This window comes from Chryseobacterium sp. W4I1, assembly GCF_030816115.1.
Taxonomy (GTDB): Bacteria; Bacteroidota; Bacteroidia; order Flavobacteriales; family Weeksellaceae; genus Chryseobacterium.
In genome coordinates this window covers 3,300,820-3,317,169 of sequence record NZ_JAUSXQ010000001.1, presented here as the reverse complement: position 1 = coordinate 3,317,169, position 16,350 = coordinate 3,300,820, and the positions used below count along the sequence as shown (strand labels likewise).

Annotated in this window: 15 protein-coding genes, 7 tRNA genes and 1 other RNA gene; 16 read left to right on the top strand and 7 right to left on the bottom strand. The window is 36.1% G+C overall.

Features of this window, described 5'->3' with window-relative positions:
- The first annotated feature begins 88 nt into the window (after positions 1-88).
- Both hutG and QF044_RS15545 read left to right on the top strand, forming a co-directional pair.
- Positions 89-1,012, top strand: a complete 924-nt coding sequence (hutG, locus tag QF044_RS15550) for a formimidoylglutamase (protein WP_307269152.1) — start codon at positions 89-91, stop codon at positions 1,010-1,012.
- 137 nt (positions 1,013-1,149) lie between these two features.
- A complete protein-coding gene (locus QF044_RS15545; RefSeq protein ID WP_307269150.1) occupies positions 1,150-2,442 on the top strand; it encodes an aldehyde dehydrogenase family protein in 1,293 nt (430 codons plus the stop codon).
- A 137-nt stretch (positions 2,443-2,579) separates the two neighbouring features.
- On the opposite strand, the gene pyk is transcribed toward QF044_RS15545, so the two are convergent.
- From pyk to QF044_RS15520, 5 genes are read right to left on the bottom strand one after another with little or no spacing between them, the layout of a single operon-like run.
- The gene (pyk, locus tag QF044_RS15540; protein ID WP_307269147.1) at positions 2,580-4,025 is read right to left on the bottom strand and encodes a pyruvate kinase; all 1,446 of its coding nucleotides are present in this window, start codon (positions 4,023-4,025) and stop codon (positions 2,580-2,582) included.
- Positions 4,018-4,491, bottom strand: coding sequence for an IPExxxVDY family protein (locus QF044_RS15535; protein WP_307269145.1), 474 nt, complete (start codon positions 4,489-4,491; stop codon positions 4,018-4,020). Before QF044_RS15535 ends, pyk begins: the two co-directional genes overlap by 8 nt.
- Entirely contained in the window at positions 4,469-5,230 is a 762-nt protein-coding gene (gene rnc / locus QF044_RS15530; RefSeq protein WP_307269144.1) for a ribonuclease III, read from the bottom strand. The genes QF044_RS15535 and rnc overlap by 23 nt, the downstream gene beginning before the upstream one ends.
- Positions 5,231-5,239: 9 nt before the next feature.
- Positions 5,240-6,484 (bottom strand): beta-ketoacyl-ACP synthase II, encoded by a 1,245-nt coding sequence (gene fabF / locus QF044_RS15525; RefSeq protein ID WP_307269141.1) that lies wholly within the window; start codon positions 6,482-6,484, stop codon positions 5,240-5,242.
- Positions 6,485-6,518: 34 nt separating this feature from the next.
- Positions 6,519-6,758 carry an acyl carrier protein gene (locus QF044_RS15520; RefSeq protein WP_002976354.1) on the bottom strand — a complete coding sequence of 80 codons (240 nt, stop codon included), beginning with the start codon at positions 6,756-6,758 and terminating at the stop codon, positions 6,519-6,521.
- A gap of 405 nt (positions 6,759-7,163) precedes the next feature.
- Between QF044_RS15520 and QF044_RS15515 the strand changes: the two genes are divergently transcribed.
- The gene (locus QF044_RS15515) at positions 7,164-8,579 is read left to right on the top strand and encodes an aldehyde dehydrogenase family protein (protein ID WP_307269139.1); all 1,416 of its coding nucleotides are present in this window, start codon (positions 7,164-7,166) and stop codon (positions 8,577-8,579) included.
- A gap of 71 nt (positions 8,580-8,650) precedes the next feature.
- The gene (locus tag QF044_RS15510; protein WP_307269136.1) at positions 8,651-9,439 is read left to right on the top strand and encodes an AraC family transcriptional regulator; all 789 of its coding nucleotides are present in this window, start codon (positions 8,651-8,653) and stop codon (positions 9,437-9,439) included.
- Positions 9,440-9,498: 59 nt separating this feature from the next.
- Here QF044_RS15510 and QF044_RS15505 read toward each other — a convergent pair whose 3' ends face one another.
- Together QF044_RS15505 and ssrA are read right to left on the bottom strand one after the other, a co-directional pair.
- On the bottom strand, positions 9,499-10,611 hold the full coding sequence (locus tag QF044_RS15505) for a retropepsin-like aspartic protease (RefSeq protein ID WP_307269134.1): 1,113 nt from the start codon (positions 10,609-10,611) through the stop codon (positions 9,499-9,501).
- Positions 10,612-10,771: 160 nt separating this feature from the next.
- Positions 10,772-11,170, bottom strand: a transfer-messenger RNA (tmRNA) gene (ssrA, locus tag QF044_RS15500).
- 245 nt (positions 11,171-11,415) lie between these two features.
- Between ssrA and rpsU the strand changes: the two genes are divergently transcribed.
- The 12 genes from rpsU (at position 11,416) to QF044_RS15440 (ending at position 16,156) form a co-directional block, all read left to right on the top strand.
- Complete coding sequence (gene rpsU, locus QF044_RS15495) at positions 11,416-11,613, top strand: 30S ribosomal protein S21 (protein WP_307269131.1); 198 nt, start codon at positions 11,416-11,418, stop codon at positions 11,611-11,613.
- Between the two features lie 81 nt (positions 11,614-11,694).
- Entirely contained in the window at positions 11,695-12,582 is an 888-nt protein-coding gene (locus QF044_RS15490; RefSeq protein WP_307269129.1) for a tyrosine-type recombinase/integrase, read from the top strand.
- On the top strand, positions 12,579-12,869 hold the full coding sequence (locus tag QF044_RS15485) for an HPF/RaiA family ribosome-associated protein (RefSeq protein WP_307269123.1): 291 nt from the start codon (positions 12,579-12,581) through the stop codon (positions 12,867-12,869). Before QF044_RS15490 ends, QF044_RS15485 begins: the two co-directional genes overlap by 4 nt.
- A gap of 109 nt (positions 12,870-12,978) precedes the next feature.
- A tRNA-Thr gene (locus QF044_RS15480) sits at positions 12,979-13,052 on the top strand.
- 19 nt (positions 13,053-13,071) lie between these two features.
- Positions 13,072-13,152 (top strand) — tRNA-Tyr (locus QF044_RS15475).
- Between the two features lie 86 nt (positions 13,153-13,238).
- Positions 13,239-13,311, top strand: a tRNA-Gly gene (locus tag QF044_RS15470).
- A gap of 91 nt (positions 13,312-13,402) precedes the next feature.
- Positions 13,403-13,476 (top strand) — tRNA-Thr (locus QF044_RS15465).
- Positions 13,477-13,496: 20 nt separating this feature from the next.
- Positions 13,497-13,577 (top strand) — tRNA-Tyr (locus QF044_RS15460).
- A gap of 86 nt (positions 13,578-13,663) precedes the next feature.
- A tRNA-Gly gene (locus QF044_RS15455) sits at positions 13,664-13,736 on the top strand.
- 43 nt (positions 13,737-13,779) lie between these two features.
- Positions 13,780-13,851: transfer RNA gene (locus QF044_RS15450), tRNA-Thr, on the top strand.
- A 253-nt stretch (positions 13,852-14,104) separates the two neighbouring features.
- Positions 14,105-14,785, top strand: coding sequence for a response regulator transcription factor (locus QF044_RS15445; protein WP_307269120.1), 681 nt, complete (start codon positions 14,105-14,107; stop codon positions 14,783-14,785).
- Positions 14,786-16,156: an ATP-binding protein gene (locus tag QF044_RS15440; RefSeq protein WP_307269116.1), complete on the top strand. Its 1,371-nt coding sequence runs from the start codon at positions 14,786-14,788 to the stop codon at positions 16,154-16,156.
- The last annotated feature ends 194 nt before the right edge of the window (positions 16,157-16,350 follow it).

The following is a 16,350-nucleotide window of genomic DNA, read 5'->3' as shown; positions in this document are numbered from 1 at the left end:
ATTAAACAAAGGAGCGTTTTAATATCTAAACAATATTATTTAGATTTACGATATAAAACGATGTCATTAAAAATTTAATTTAAATTCTATGTTTCAGGACACTTGGCAAGGCAGATTGGATGGAGAAGAACTTCTTTTCCACAGAATATTTCAAAGAGTTAAAGAAGAAAATAATTATGACCATATTACAGCGGATGATTTCGTTCTGCACGGTTTTGCCGTAGATGAAGGGGTCAGAAGAAATAAAGGACGTCAGGGAGCGAAAGATGCTCCGGATGTGATCCGTAAAAATATGTCAAACTTCCCCGTTATCCGTCCTGATTTTTCCCTTTTAGACTTTGGAAATGTGAGCTGTGAAAACGGGGATCTCGAAAATACCCAGAATACTCTTGCTAAAAAAGTTTCAAAAGTATTATTAAAAGGAGGAAGATCACTTGTTTTAGGCGGTGGGCATGAAGTAACCTATGCCCATTATTTAGGAATTAAAACAGCCTTTCCGGAACAGAAGATTGGAATTATCAATATCGATGCCCACTTTGACAACAGACAACCGGAAAATGGAGTAGGAGCAAGCTCAGGAACAGGCTTTTGGCAGATCGCACAGGAAGGGCAGATCAATTCGCTTCATATCGGGATTCAGAGAAATTCTAATACCCTGAAACTCTTTGATACAGCCCATCAGTACGGAATGAAATACATCCTTGCCGATGAGCTGTTTTTTGAAAACCTTCCTTCTATTTATCAGCGGATAGATGAACTGGCAGACAGTGTAGACTTTCTTTACCTTACGATCTGTATGGATGTATTCAATGCTTCTATTGCCCCGGGAGTTTCTGCTTCTGCCTACAACGGCATCTTTGCAGATACGCCTTTTATGCATTTTTACAGACATATTTTGAAAAATGAGAAACTGATAGCGCTTGATGCAGCAGAAGTCAATCCTTCCCTTGATATTCAGGACAGGACGGCAAGACTAGCAGCATGTCTTGTGAATGAATGGTTTATGATATAGTACAAAATTATATTATTTCGATAGAGAAAAATCATTACTTTATTTAGTCTTAAGGAACAAAATTTGTTACTTTCACGATGCTTTTTAGAATAAAGGCATTAATAAATTCATTTTTGAATTTAAAACAGAGTTAAATTATGGAACAGTTAATTGAAAATAAGCTTATTAAAGCAGATAAGACGTTTTCAGAATGGAGAAAAGTACCGTTTGGAGAAAGGCAGAAGCTGATTGCAAAAGCGGCAGAAATTTTAAAGAATAATTCAGAAAAATTCGGCAGGATCATTACGACTGAAATGAATAAGCCCATTTCAGAATCAATTGCCGAGGTGGAAAAGTGTGCCTTAATGATGCATTATTATGCAGATGCTGACAATATTCTAAAACCTGAAAAAGTTGAATCTGAATTTTCTTATTCCGAAGTTCATTATGTTCCGAAAGGTGTGATTTTAGGAGTAATGCCTTGGAATTTTCCTTTCTGGCAGGTACTGAGATTTGCTGTTCCTGCGATTTTAGCTGGAAATACAGTCGTTCTTAAACATGCTTCAATCTGTTTCGGAAGCGGGAATGCAATTGTAGAAGTTCTGTTAGAGGCTGGTTTTCCGGAAGGTGTTTTCCAGAACCTGGAAGTGGGGCATAAAGCTGTAAAAGAAATCCTTGAGCACGATGCTGTGAAAGGGGTAAGCCTTACAGGCAGTGGAAAAGCAGGTGGAGAAGTAGCTTCAATTGCTGGTTTAAACATCAAAAAATCTTTACTGGAATTAGGAGGAAGTGATGCTTTCATTATTTTCGATGATGCAGATTTGGATGAAGCGGCAAAAGCAGGAGTGAAATCCAGACTTCAAAATTGCGGTCAAACCTGTACTGCAGCTAAAAGATTTATTATTGACGAAAAAATTGAAGACGAATTTTTACCGAAATTTATTGAAGAATATAAAACCTATGAAGTTGGAGATCCTTTCAATAAGGAAACTAAATTAGCGGGAATGGCAAGACCGGATCTGGCCGATGAATTGGAAGCTCAATTCAACCGGGCGCTGGAAAATGGTGCTGAAATTATTATTCCTCTGGAAAGAATCTCTGAAAATGAATTTAAACCCGGTTTAATTCGTGTTCAGGAAGGTAATCCTATTTTAAAAGAAGAACTTTTTGGTCCTCTGGGAATGATAATGATCGCTAAAAGTGATGAAGAAGCTTTACAAATGGCTAATGATATTCCTTTTGGGCTTTCCAATTCTGTTTGGACGAAAAAAGCAGACCGTCAGTTATTCTTTATTGAAAACCTTGAATCAGGAACCGTCAATATTAACAGAATGACGAGTTCTGATCCGCGTTTTCCATTTGGTGGGAGCAAAGCTTCGGGGTATGGAACGGAATTGTCTTTATTGGCTTTAAAAGAGTTTGTAACAGCAAGAACGATTGTGGGAAACTAGTTGTATGGTGTACAATGTAAAATGTACAAAGTATAATGTATTAATGTAATTTACAGTCATTAAATATAAAAAATCCCGGAAATATCTATTTCCGGGATTTTTTTGTATGCTTGTCAAAAAGTAATTTTGCTTATTGCTTATACTGTCGTCAGTCTCAGTGTATTGGTTTTTCCACCTTCGTAAGATGGTGTAGCATTGATGTTGATAACAAAGTCTCCGCTTTCAATATAACCGTGGTTATGGGTCAGCATATTTACCTGGATAATGGTTTCATCCGTTGGTTTCTTCATGTCATAATAATAAGCATGAACTCCCCAAAGAAGATTCAGCATTGTGATCACTCTTTTATTTCCACTGTAAACAATAATATGGGAATTCGGTCTGTGTGCAGCAAGCTGGAAAGCCGTATATCCTGAATGCGTCAATGTAACAATAGCAGAAACATTGGTGGTTTTTGCAATTCTTACTGCGGCAAGACATACCCTGTTGGTAATGAATCTTTCATCGATACAGTTATAATCTTTCTCAATAGGCTCATTCTTGTGCTGATAAAAACTAGTTTTCTCAATATTCTGAACAATCTTTGCCATGTTTTCAACCACCTGCACCGGATATCTTCCTACAGAAGTTTCTCCTGAAAGCATTACAGCATCTGCACCATCCAATACAGAGTTAGCAACGTCATTTACTTCTGCTCTTGTAGGTGTAAGGCTGTTGATCATGGTTTCCATCATCTGGGTAGCAATGATCACCGGTTTTGAATAGAATCTTGCCTTCTCTACCAGGTTCTTCTGAATAGCAGGAACTTCTTCCATCGGAACTTCCACACCAAGGTCACCACGGGCAACCATCAGTCCGTCACATTCCAATAAAATTTCGTCAATATTTTTAACGCCCTCAGGCTTTTCAATTTTAGCAATGATCGGTGTTTTGAATTTACCGTTAGGATGCGCATTGATAAGTTCTTTTAAGTCGATGATATCCTGAGCATGACGCACAAATGACAATGCAATCCAATCCACTTCCATGTCAAGCATGAAATTGGCATCCTGAATATCCTTTTCCGTCAGTGCAGGAAGAGAAACATTGGTATTAGGCAGGTTAACTCCTTTTTTAGAACTTAATGGTCCCCCCTGAATGGTTTTTGCTTTTACCGTATCTATTTGGTTGGTCTCAATAACTTCCAGCATTAGCTTTCCATCGTCGATAAGGATTCTTTCCCCAACTTTTACGTCCTGAGGAAACTGTTGGTAGGTCATGTAAACCTTGGTAGAGTCACCTTCTATTTTCTCATTGGTAAAGGTAAGAATGTCTCCAGGATTCAGGTAAGAACCTTCTTTTACAACGCCTACTCTCAGTTTCGGGCCTTGAAGGTCTCCTAAGATCCCTATAGAATAGCCGTATTCCTTATTAAGCTCTCTGATAATTTCAATATTATTTCGAACTAAGTCATAGTCTGCATGTGAAAAATTTATTCTGAAAATATCAACACCCGCTCTCATTAGGTCTAACATTACCTCCTTCGATGACGAAGCAGGTCCTAGTGTTGCAATAATTTTTGTCTTCTTTAAATACTTATTCATAATACTGGATAATTTGATAAAGTTCCTCTTCAGAACTCAGTGTATAATCTTGTATCGGAAACACAAGATTTTCAGGGAGCAAAATTACGGAAAAATCAGGGAATTGTTCCGAAGTATGCAAAATATATTCTACATCTACCTGATTATTTAATAAAAATTTAATGTTTTCTTCTTCTGTGAAGAGCTCGGTCTGCAATTTTTTTTGCTTACTTTCTGAAGACCGGTTTGAAATGAATGTAAAACATGTTTTTGTAAACTTGTGATAAGCCTCAAATCTCGGAAAATAATAATCATAATAAGCCCCGTGAAGAATAACGTCTTTCTTTCTGCAAAAGGTGAGGCCGTTGATCTGATTTATTTTGTAGAAAAACTCATGAGCAGGTATATCTTTCGCTAATCTTACCAATCCTATGGCAATATCTTCAAATTCTATATCGTCTAGATCATAAAGTTTTTGAATTTCCAAGTATGTTTTCTTTTTTATTTAAAATATAAAATGCTCTTTGCGCTGCTTTTTCTTCTGCCTTCTTTTTGGAAGTTTCCGTCGCATTGGCGATCTTTTCTTCTCCCAGCCAGACATGACATCTAAAAACCACTGCTTTATTAACCTGGATTTCCTCACAGGTCTCATACTTTATATTTACTTTTTTCTTCTGACTCCATTCAAGCAGAAGACCTTTGTAGCTTACAATTTTATTTTCAAGCTTGTTAATTTCAGTAGGCGTAAGCAATCTCTCCAGAATAATCCTTTTACAGGTATCATAATGAAAGTCCAGATAAACAGCGCCAATAAGTGCCTCAAATAAATTTCCGGAAATATTCTCGCCCAATGCCGCGGATCCCTGCTTTTGCAAAAGATCGGTAAGCTTGAGGTCTTCTCCCAATTTATTAAGATTTTTCCTATTAACAATTTTTGATTTCATCTGGGTCAGGTACCCCTCGTTAGCCTGAGGATACGTCTGAAACAGATGGCAGGAAATAATTGTACCCAAAACAGAATCCCCCAAAAATTCAAGTCGTTCGTAATTACTGTCTTGATTTTTAGAAGAACTTTTTAAAGAAAAAGCTTCCCGGTAAAGAGCAACGTTCTGAACCTCTGCACCCAGTATTTTTTTTATCTCGGTACTTAGGAAGAAGTCTCTCTCCGTTAATTTTCTTTTTCTTTGTTTGAGAAGGAATTTAGAAAAGTATTTCTGTAACTCCATTCATTGAATTTAGATTTTCTTAAATAGAACGCAAGCGTTGTGCCCACCAAATCCAAAAGTATTGCTCATGGCTACTTTTACATCTTTCTTAACTGCGTCGTTGAATGTGAAATTCAGTCTGCGGTCAATATTTTCATCATCAGTAAAATGATTGATGGTTGGAGGAACAATACCATGAATAATAGTTCCTAATGCAGCAATAGCTTCAATTACTCCAGCTGCACCCAAAAGGTGGCCGGTCATTGATTTTGTAGAATTAATCTGAATATCAAAAGCGTGCTCGCCTAATAATTTCGAAATTGCGTTGGATTCTGCAATATCTCCTAATGGAGTAGAGGTACCATGCATGTTGATATGGTCTACTTCATCAGCAGTTAAGCCTGCGTCTTCCAAACAGTTCTTCATTACCAGATAAGCTCCTAAGCCTTCAGGATGAGGGGCTGTCATATGATGTGCATCTGCACTCATACCGCCACCCAGTAATTCTGCGTAAATCGTAGCTCCACGTTTTACTGCGTGCTCATATTCTTCAAGGATAATAGTTCCTGCACCTTCACCTAATACAAAACCGTCTCTGTCTTTATCAAACGGTCTTGAAGCTGTGGTAGGATCATCATTTCTTGTAGAAAGTGCCATCATTGCATTGAATCCACCGACACCACTTGCTGTAACGGCTGCTTCAGAGCCCCCGCATACAATAACGTCAGCTTTTCCAAGCTGGATAATCATTTTGGAATCAATCAGAGCGTTGGCAGAAGATGCACAGGCAGATACCGTAGTATAATTCGGCCCGTGAAAGCCATACTCTATTGAGATGTGTCCAGGAGTGATATCCGCAATCATTTTAGGAATAAAGAAAGGGTTGAATCTTGGAATTTCCGTATTCGCCCATCCTAAAACTTCAGTTTCAAAAGTTTCCAAACCTCCGATCCCGGAACCCCAAATTACACCGACTCTGTTTTTATCAACATTGTCTTCCATAATTCTGGAGTGTGCTACCGCTTCCCGGGCAGCAACAAGTCCAAGCTGGGTATTTCGGTCCATTTTCTTTGCTTCTTTCTTGTCGAAATGCTGCAACGGATCAAAACCTTTTACTTCGCAAGCGAACTTGGTTTTAAAGTTTGTGGCATCAAAAAGAGTAATCGGAGCAGCACCGCTCTCACCTTTAAGAAGATTTTCCCAGTATTCTTTTGCATTATTTCCAATCGGTGTTATTGCGCCAAAACCGGTTACAACTACTCTTTTTAATTCCATAAACTTTTAAAATTTTCTTTTTTGTTGAAGAATATTATTTATTTACTACTTCTTCGATGTAAGCAATAGCGTGCCCTACAGTAGTAATTTTTTCAGCCTGATCATCAGGGATTTGAATATTGAATTCTTTTTCAAATTCCATGATTAACTCAACTGTATCCAATGAGTCAGCTCCTAAATCGTTTGTGAAGCTAGCTTCAGGAGTTACTTCTGTTTCTTCAACGTCAAGCTTATCAGCGATGATAGCTTTTACTCTTGATGCAATGTCTGACATAGTAAATTATTTTTTTAATTGTTAGATGGTGCAAATATATAAAATTCTTCACGATAAAACATTTTTTTAGTCTTTTTTGTGGGTAGACTATACTTATTTTATAGTGAGGTGTTTTAGTGTTTTCGTTTTCAGGTGTTTATGTTTGCTATGCAAATCATAAGTAAATTACATAATTATTCTTCATTTAGATTGTATCAAAACATTGTAAAATCAAAGATTATGTTCAGGTTGGTTGACCAATAATTACTTTGTTCTTTTTAAAATCATTTATTAAACAATAAACAGAGTCTTTTATAAAAGGATAGAACTTTAATGATGAGCTGTTTAACAAAGTTGAATTGAGCTGTATAACAAAACATTGTCTTTGAAATTGAAGGAACTTTGTCTTAATAAAATTTAGAACATATGAAACGTATAGACAAAGCTTACATTAATGGCCAGTTTACAGAATTACACGGTAAACAGATATTTGATCTTATCAATCCATCCAATCATGAGAAAATAGGGGAAGTGATCCTGGGTGATGAAATTGATACCAGAAATGCAATTGCAGCAGCAAAGAAAGCCTTTAAAACATTTTCAAAAACAAATGTGGTGGAGCGTATTGAAATTCTTAAAAACTTAAAAAAGGCTGTGGAAAAGAGAGAAAAGGAACTTATTGATACCATGATTCTGGAATATGGGGGAACAAGGCAGTTCTGTACAATCGCTTACCAAAATATGGTGGGTGCTTTTGATCATATGATTGAAACACTGCAACATTTTGAATTTGAAAGAAAAGTAGGAAGCGCACTTGTTGAAATGACATCACTGGGCGTTGTGGGGATTATTACACCCTGGAATTCCAGTAACAGTTTTATATGCAATAAATTTGCAACAGCGGTAGCAGCAGGTTGTACTGTAGTGGTGAAGCCAAGTGAAATGAGTGCGCTGCAAACCCAGCTTATCATAGAGTGCTTCCATGAAGCGGCGCTTCCTGAAGGAGTTTTCAATGTGGTAAACGGGTTGGGAAATGTTGTTGGTAATGAAATTGTAAACCATCCCGATATTGCGAAAATATCTTTCACTGGCTCTACCCAGACAGGGAAAATGATTGCGAAAGGGGCTGTAGACAGTATGAAAAGGGTAACTTTAGAGCTGGGTGGAAAATCGCCTAATATTATTCTGGATGACGCAGATTTTGAAAAAGCCATTCCCCAAGCTGTTTTTGGTGCTTATATGAACAGTGGGCAGGCCTGTATTGCTCCAACACGTTTGTTGGTGCCTCAGTCGAGATTAGAAGAGGTTAATCAGTTGGCGAAAGAGGCTGCTCTTCAGGTTGTTGTAGGTGATCCTGCCAACGAAAATACCAATGTAGGTCCTATGGTTTCTGAAAAACAATATGAGAGGGTGCAGCATTATATTCAGGTAGGATTAGATGAAAATGCAGAATTATTAGTCGGAGGAATGGGAAAGCCTGAAGGTCTTGAAAACGGAAACTTTGTTAAAGCTACAGTTTTCACCAATGTCCGAAACGATATGCGCATTGCTCAGAAAGAGATTTTCGGACCGGTATTGTCGATTATTTCTTATCAAAACGATGAGGATGCCATTGCTATTGCTAATGATACTTTATATGGATTAGCTGCTTATGTGACTTCTTCTGATGAAAATAGAGCTTTGAAAGTGGCCTCAAGGATTGAAGCCGGCAGAGTTTGTATTAATGGGTTCAAGCATGATCCGCTGGCGCCATTCGGTGGATTCAAACAATCTGGTATTGGAAGGGAATTCGGAGCATTTGGATTGGAAGAATATTTAGAACCTAAATCAATTTTAGTTTAAAACAACAATTAAAAATATTATATTGAACAGTCAAGTCAGAGCTTTTTTGACTTGACTTTAATACAAGGAAAATGTCTGAAAATATTGAGTATATCAATTATTCCTGCTACTTTACTGTTTTTCGTGAAGGAGAACAGTTTGTGCTTTACAATTCATTATGCATGGTGATTTCCGGAGAAATGGAACTTAATGATGGTGTACATCGGAAAATATTCCGAAGTGGTGATGTTTATCTTGTCCGGAAAAATCAATTATTGAAATTCCTGAAAAAACCTGGTGAAGAATCAGAATTTAAATCTTTATCCATCAGGTTTGATGATAAAATGCTGAAACAGATGAATGAGGATGAAAGTTTTGTGCTGCATGAAAAATTAAAGACCCCTGCTTTTATTGAAGTGTCTGATGTAAAACATCTGAAATATTTTATGGAGTCTCTGCTGCAGTATCAGGATTTGTTGGAAAATAAATCCCCCGAACTTGCTTTATTGAAACAGAAAGAAGCATTACTGCTTTTATTTGGACATGATCAATCTTTTAAAAATATCCTGTATGATATTTCAAATCCCTATAAAATCGATCTCGAAGGATTTATGATTAAAAACTATCATTTTAATGTGAAACTTGATCGTTTTGCCTATCTCACGGGAAGAAGCCTGGCAACTTTTAAAAGAGATTTCGAGAAAGTATTTGGAACCGCTCCAAGGAAGTGGTTGCTCGAAAAAAGACTTCAGGAAGCTCATTATCTTTTAGAAAAAGGAAAAAAAGCATCGGATATCTATCTCGATCTGGGTTTTGAAGATCTTTCTCACTTTTCATTTGCTTTTAAAAAACAATATGGCTTGCCGCCAAGCAGGTTGTAAAACTCCGTCTTATAGTTAAGATAGATTTAATAGTCTTTTTATTGATTGTATTTTAAATTTTAATTCAAATATTGTAAAATATTTTTCTTTTCCAACGTGAAGATTTTGTGAGATTCATTTTCGATAACAATGGTCTGACTATTGTCAAGTATTTTTTTTATTCCACAAAAAGCCTCTCCGCTCATTTTAGAAACATCAGTATTATTTATCTTAATAATTTTATCAGTTAATTGTAATCCTGATAATTGAGGGATTTCCAGCTTATTTACAATGACAAGGCTGTTGTTAATCGGGGCAAATGCAATCCCAAAACTTTGATATTCAAGAGATTTTCCTGTATTGGCAAGAGTAATTTTTTTATTAATGAAATCAAGATCAACCAAATAGTTTTCTATAAACCTGATGCCAATTAAATTGGGTGAATCAGAACTGCTATCTATTATTTGGTTACCCAGTTTTGTGTTATTGATTTCAATATCCATCACATCAACCTGCCGCTGCCCTTTAACAATGCTATTTAAAGACTGAGAAAGAAGCCCTTCAAAAACTAAAAAGTCTTTATCTTTTATTTGATCATATAATTCCTTATTAATAGTAAAACCCATTCCTGAACCAGTATCAAATATAAATTCTATATTTTGATTTCTTATTTTAGTCTTAAGTCTTGGAACATTGGTGAAATTTTCTTCAGAAAAAGGAATTGTTGCAAAATTATAGGCAAGTTTCTGTTGTTTATCAAACACGGTAATCATCTTGTCTTTAAAATCGATTCGCCATATTTTACCCTTCATCATATTAGCCCCGAAGATTCCACTGATTTTTTTACATGCACGTCCACTCATCCAACTTATATCTGCAAATGAAAAGTTTACATTTTTAATGTCCAAATCTGATATCTTTAAATGATCTGTCGAAAAAACTTCCATTTTTGATTTCGCATTATTTGCATCAGCTCCTTCAAAAATAATGGTACTTCTCTTTTCACTTAATTGGTCTTTTAGTTCAGACGAAATAATCGTAAAAGCTCCTGAATCAAAAATGAAATTGTGCGGATTGTTTTTAATATTTACACTCACAATTATCTTTCCGTCAATTAATTCGAATGGTATTGTTGTCGCATTGAAAAAGAAAGGAAACAATAATAATATAAATAAAAACAATACTTTTTTCATTTTCTGTTAATCTAAGATTTTAGACAAATATATCAATCCATCAAAATAGAAAAATGAAGTGGAACTACCAATAGAAACATAATTAAAATTTTCTTACTGTAGGATAATCAGTTAAAATTAAAAACCTCTGAATAGTTAAACAACTATTCAGGGGTTTGTTTTGTGGAGTTGGAGGGATTCGAACCCTCGTCCAAACAAGCAATACATAAGCTTTCTACATGCTTATTCTACTATTGGTTTTCGACTGGAGGCAGAGAGCAGACACCCAACTTCCAGCTTATCTTCTGAAATTTTCGAGTCTCAGCCGAAGCGTCTGAAACCTTATTTCTACATTACTATATCTCAGGATCAAACGCCGTAGAACGGAGCATTTGTGAGACATCTTGCTTCCTTACTATCTTCAGGAAAGCGCTTGAATCTTACTTTATTCGGATTAAGCTGCAAGAGCGAACTCTTCGTTGCCAGTTAAAATTGTGTAGCAAGGGATTAGAGAGATCGCGCTACGGTTCTCTGCATGCTTACTTACCCATTGACCTTGCTGTCGAAACCAGTCAACCCCATAAATAAAAGTGAATGCAAAGATAAGGATTTTGTTTAAAATATCGTTAATATGACGTATGCTTTTTTTTAAGAGGTGGTCTTATATAGAATAACGTGATTTATTGCAAAATATTCAGGCGTTATAAAGGTTGATTAATAAAGCTTTTGTAGAATATTGTAATTATTTTTTTAAGTTAAAAGCACTGTGATTTTGTAATTCAATAAAAAAGTCTTAGTTTTGCAATCCAAAATGAGATGTAATATATGTTAATAATTCCAGTAAAAGATGGTGAGTCCATCGACAGAGCATTAAAAAAATATAAAAGAAAATTTGATAAAACCGGTACAGTTCGTCAATTAAGATCTAGACAAGCGTTTATCAAGCCTTCTGTAACTTTAAGACAAGCTAGACTTAAAGCTGCTCACAAGCAGAGAGGTCTTAGTAAGGAAGAGCAGGCTTAAGATTTTTCTTAACCACATACTAAATTCACTATTCAAATACTTATATTTGGATAGTGAATTTTTGTTTTTATACCCTACGTAATGCTGCATAAATTTTTAGAATATTTACAGTTCGAAAAGAGGTATTCTCCTCATACCATTACAAGCTACAGGAAAGATCTTGAAGACTTTTCCAATTTCTACCTCAAAACAGAGGCTTCAGAAGATATTTCCAAAGCTGATAAAAAGATTATCCGGAATTTCATTGTTGAATTAAGTGAAAATAATATTTCAAAAAGAAGTATCAACAGGAAATTATCATCCCTCAGAAGTTTTTATTTATTTCTTTTAAAAATTGGAGAAGTTAAAGTTTCACCTATAGAAAGTATTTCTTCTCTTAAGTTTTATGCTGAGAAACAGATTCCTATGTCCAAAGAGGAAATGCAGACACTCAGTGACCATGTACTCACTGATGGACATGATATTCTTGAAAAATGCATTATTGAAGTATTATATCAAACAGGAATCCGTAAGGCAGAGCTTTGTGGCCTGATGTTTGAGTATGTTAATTTAAGCGGAAATGAGCTGAAAGTAATAGGGAAGGGAAATAAAGAACGTTTTATTCCGATCTCCCAGGACCTCTCGGACCTGCTTAAAAGTTATCTGGAAATAAGGAAACCTGAAACCGAATATAAATCATATTTTTTCGTCAATAAAAAGGGTAAAAAACTCTATGAAAAATTTGTTTATGTGGTAGTTAATAAGTACCTTAGTCTGGTAACAACAAAAGAAAAAAGAAGTCCTCACATCCTTCGGCATAGCTTTGCTACTCACGTTTTGGATAATGGGGCGGAGATCTCCAAAGTAAAAAAAATATTAGGGCATTCCAGTCTTGCCAGTACTCAAGTCTATACGAATGCCAATATTGAGCAATTGAAAAAAGTGTTTAATCAGGCTCACCCTAGAGCATCTAAAAAAGAAGAATTATGAAGATCACAGTTCAATCAATTGGTTTAACTCCACACGAACCATTAGAATCTCACATTGACAAAAAAGTAAGTAAATTGGAAACCTTCTATGATAAAATTCATGAGTGCAAGGTTTTCTTAAAAGTTGAAAATAATTCGGATAGAAATAATAAAACTACTGAACTTATTTTGGCTGTTCCAGGCGATGATATTGTCGTAAAAAAGACATCTGAAACTTTTGAAGAAAGTTTGGACCTTTGTGTTGATACAGCTAAAAAGCTATTAATCAAGAAAAAAGAAATGGCATAGAAAAAAAAGATAAAAAAAGTCATAAAAAAGTTTGAGAATTCAAAAGAAACGTTCTATATTTGCACTCGCAAAAAGGGAACAGCGTTCTTTTGAATTCTTTTTGATTTATGCCTCCATAGCTCAGTTGGCTAGAGCAGCTGATTTGTAATCAGCAGGTCGTGGGTTCGAGTCCCTCTGGAGGCTCTCTTTAATATAAACTTTTGGGAAGATTCCAGAGTGGCTAAATGGGACTGACTGTAACTCAGTTGCTTCGGCTTCGCAGGTTCGAATCCTGCTCTTCCCACAATTTATATTTAAAAAAAGTCTTGCGGGTTTCAAGAAGTTTTCTTAGATTTGCAGACCGTTACCAATGATTTTGGAAACAAAATTGCGGAAGTAGCTCAGTTGGTAGAGCGTCAGCCTTCCAAGCTGAATGTCGCGAGTTCGACCCTCGTCTTCCGCTCAATTTCACACCAGTTTTAGGCGTGATTTTTTTTAACTGCTGATGCAGCACAGAGTAGAGTCTCTCTGAAGCTTTCAGTTTTTATTAAATTGCCTCCATAGCTCAGTTGGCTAGAGCAGCTGATTTGTAATCAGCAGGTCGTGGGTTCGAGTCCCTCTGGAGGCTCAATTTAATATAATATGTCTGGGGAGATTCCAGAGTGGCTAAATGGGACTGACTGTAACTCAGTTGCTTCGGCTTCGCAGGTTCGAATCCTGCTCTCCCCACATTTTATATTAAAAAAAATATTGCAGATTTAAATGGATTTTCCTAAGTTTGCAAAGCGTTTACCAATAGTTTTGGAAACAAAATTGCGGAAGTAGCTCAGTTGGTAGAGCGTCAGCCTTCCAAGCTGAATGTCGCGAGTTCGACCCTCGTCTTCCGCTCAAAGAAAATCACGCTTATTTTAGTGTGATTTTTTTAGTTAGTGCCGACTTAGCTCAGCGGTAGAGTGCTTCCTTGGTAAGGAAGAGGTCACGGGTTCAAGTCCCGTAGTTGGCTCTCAAATTTCCCGAATTTATTTCGGGATTTTTTTTTGCCTGACGTGATGTAAGGAATTTTATAGGAACCTTCGCTGGCTGAATTGTATATTAATTTTATTCGTTCCTTTCTTAGTATCTAGTATAAAAAACTATCTTAATTCTCTTTTTCTGTACAAAATTTAGCTTAAAATTTAATTAAATCTATAGATCTGTTTTCAATGCATTGGGGCAGAAACATAAATTTTTGTTAAATTCGTATTAAATATATTTTGATGAATATTCTTTTATTGGAAGATGACCTTATTCTCTCAGCGGAACTCAGCAGATTTTTAGAGTCAAACAGCTTTACCTGTGATAAAATTTATGATGGTGAAACCTTTCTCCGTCAAATCAAGAATAACACATACGATCTGTATCTGCTGGATATTAATGTACCGAAGATAAACGGACTTGATGTCTGCCAGACGATCCGGTCTTTTGATAAAAGCACACCCATCATCATCATTTCGGCCTACGGAGATATTTCCGATAAAAAAGATGCGTTTACCAGACTTGCAGACGACTATCTGGTGAAACCTTTTCAGTTTGAAGAGCTTCTGCTGAGAATGAATTCACTCTTGAGAAGAAAGACGCCATCTGATACTACGGATCAGGATATTATCAGGATAGATGACCTTATTATCAATAAAACAGAGCAGAAAGTCTATAGAGCAGGCAATGAAATAGCACTTACCTTAAAAGAATTTCAATTGTTGGTTTATCTTGCCGAAGCCCAAGGAAGAACCGTTTCCAAGCAGCAGATTACAGAACACGTATGGGAGCATAATTTCAATACGAACACCAATACCGTAGAAGTCTACATCAATTTTTTGAGAAAAAAGATCGATAAAGATTTTAAACTTAAACTTATTCATACCCGCTCCGGTTTCGGATATTACCTCAGTACATTGTAGATGTCCTTAAAAAGAAAGATAGCATTAACGATAAGTATCGCTTTTTCCCTGCTTTTTGCAATGGTGATGGCGGTGATCTATATGTCTTTTAATGATTTTAGAAGAGATGAATTTAAAGAAAGATTCAGGCAGCGTCTCGAATTTACTTCTCACTTTATTTCAAAGTCTAAAGATTTCGAAGAAGAAGCCCCGGTATTTTTTAATGAAAACTCGGATAATATCCTTCTCGATGAAACGATCTTGATTTTTAACAGCGATAAAGAATTAATCTACAGCACGATCAAAGACCGCAATGTAACATGGGACAGTGCTCTTCTGAAAGAATTGGATGAAAAAAAGATCATTTATACGGAGAAAACGGTTCCTGAGATCTATGCCGCCCTCCGGAACATCAATGGCGAAAATTATTATATCCTTACCAGTGCTTTTGATACCAATGGTAAATCGAAACTTGAATACCTTAAATACCTTCTGATCACGGCCTATGTGATGAGTACGCTTTTGATTGGCTTTTTCAGTTATTACTTTATGGGACAGTTTCTCCGCCCTTTAGAAGATCTGAATACCGAAATTTCTGAAGTTACAGCCCATAAACTTACGAAGCAGATCCCTGTTCAGCAGTCGAATGATGAGATCAATGTTTTGGCAAAATCTTTTAATACGATGATCACAAGGCTGGATGATGTTTTTCAGTCACAGAAAGATTTTACGGCAAGTGCCTCACATGAGATCAGGACTCCCATTACAAGAATGGCATTTCAGTTGGAAAACCTGATTAATTTTGGGGTGCATTCCCCCGAGACATTGATCTCTCTGAAACAGATTCAGAAAGATGTCTATCAGCTTTCTGATCTTACCAATTCCCTTTTGCTGCTTACGAAATTTGACAAAGAGAATATTCAGACCATTTATGAAGAGGTAAGAATTGATGAAGTTATATTTGAAGCGTTCGAAGCGGTAGAAAAAAGTTATCCGGCTCTGAAGCTTGATTTTCTGATCTCTGAAGACACTTCGGAAAATGCTCTGCTAACGATCAATGGGATCCAGTCTTTGCTGGTGATTGTCTTTATTAACCTCTTTAAAAATGCAGCCGTATATTCTGATGATACGGAAGTAAATGTTTTAATAACAGAAACAAACGATCAGCTTAGAGTTGACGTGACGTCCCACGGAAATACGATCCCGGAAGAAGAGCAGTCCAAATTATTTGAAGCTTTTATGCGGGGGAATAATTCTCAAAATATTTCAGGGTCCGGTCTTGGTCTAAGGATTGTTAAAAGAATTCTGGAATATCATGGGGCACAAATCAGATATTCATCTCCTGCTGATCACACTAATAATTTCAGCATCATCTTTAATAAGCAACTTTAGTTAATTTATTTAGCGCTTGCTTGGGGCATAATTATTTTTTAATCTAATAATTTAAGAGCCGTAAAATTTCAATCAATTCTCTCATAAATATAGCATTTATCAATATTCCTGAACCAAATTTAATTTTTTTTTAAGGCTCATTTAAGGCCTTTTTAATCGTATAATGCCAATTTTGTCCTATAAATAAAGATAGA

Bases quoted from the DNA above. Each gene is read 5' to 3' on its own strand.
- hutG (WP_307269152.1), top strand. From the start codon at position 89: ATGTTTCAGGACACTTGGCAAGGCAGATTGGATGGAGAAGAACTTCTT.
- QF044_RS15545 (WP_307269150.1), top strand. From the start codon at position 1,150: ATGGAACAGTTAATTGAAAATAAGCTTATTAAAGCAGATAAGACGTTT.
- pyk (WP_307269147.1), bottom strand. From the start codon at position 4,025: ATGAATAAGTATTTAAAGAAGACAAAAATTATTGCAACACTAGGACCT.
- rnc (WP_307269144.1), bottom strand. From the start codon at position 5,230: ATGGAGTTACAGAAATACTTTTCTAAATTCCTTCTCAAACAAAGAAAA.
- fabF (WP_307269141.1), bottom strand. From the start codon at position 6,484: ATGGAATTAAAAAGAGTAGTTGTAACCGGTTTTGGCGCAATAACACCG.
- QF044_RS15520 (WP_002976354.1), bottom strand. From the start codon at position 6,758: ATGTCAGACATTGCATCAAGAGTAAAAGCTATCATCGCTGATAAGCTT.
- QF044_RS15515 (WP_307269139.1), top strand. From the start codon at position 7,164: ATGAAACGTATAGACAAAGCTTACATTAATGGCCAGTTTACAGAATTA.
- QF044_RS15510 (WP_307269136.1), top strand. From the start codon at position 8,651: ATGTCTGAAAATATTGAGTATATCAATTATTCCTGCTACTTTACTGTT.
- QF044_RS15505 (WP_307269134.1), bottom strand. From the start codon at position 10,611: ATGAAAAAAGTATTGTTTTTATTTATATTATTATTGTTTCCTTTCTTT.
- rpsU (WP_307269131.1), top strand. From the start codon at position 11,416: ATGTTAATAATTCCAGTAAAAGATGGTGAGTCCATCGACAGAGCATTA.
- QF044_RS15490 (WP_307269129.1), top strand. From the start codon at position 11,695: ATGCTGCATAAATTTTTAGAATATTTACAGTTCGAAAAGAGGTATTCT.
- QF044_RS15485 (WP_307269123.1), top strand. From the start codon at position 12,579: ATGAAGATCACAGTTCAATCAATTGGTTTAACTCCACACGAACCATTA.
- QF044_RS15445 (WP_307269120.1), top strand. From the start codon at position 14,105: ATGAATATTCTTTTATTGGAAGATGACCTTATTCTCTCAGCGGAACTC.
- QF044_RS15440 (WP_307269116.1), top strand. From the start codon at position 14,786: ATGTCCTTAAAAAGAAAGATAGCATTAACGATAAGTATCGCTTTTTCC.